Origin of the sequence: Mesorhizobium sp. M00.F.Ca.ET.216.01.1.1, assembly GCF_004010325.2 — a bacterium.
Classification (GTDB): Bacteria; Pseudomonadota; Alphaproteobacteria; order Rhizobiales; family Rhizobiaceae; genus Mesorhizobium.
Map to the genome: position 1 here is coordinate 1 of NZ_SADR02000599.1, position 281 is coordinate 281.

The window sequence follows — 281 nt, forward strand, 5'->3', positions numbered from 1 at the left end:
ATCTGGCAAAGCTCCCTGGCCTCGGCCGGTGTCAGCAAATGCGCCCGCATGCCCTGGACATCGGCGACGCTCATATAGCTCTTGAACTCGTCGAGCCGGTCCCTGGAATTGGCAATGCGCAACTGGCCGCATTTATGCCAGCCGACCGGCTGTCCGGTCTCGGCTTCCAGCCCTTCATAAATGTCGATCGTCGTCTTGATCATGCGCCCGATATTGATGTTGCGGGCATAGGACGGGATCAGCCCCGCCACATGCCAGGTCGAGCCGGCGGTAAGCTGCGT

1 protein-coding gene is annotated in these 281 nt (G+C 60.9%); it reads right to left on the reverse strand.

All coding sequences use genetic code 11. The features are described 5' to 3' along the window. Nucleotides 1-281 (reverse strand): FAD-dependent oxidoreductase (locus EN859_RS37600; RefSeq protein WP_135913771.1); only part of this gene is annotated, 281 nt, incomplete at both ends.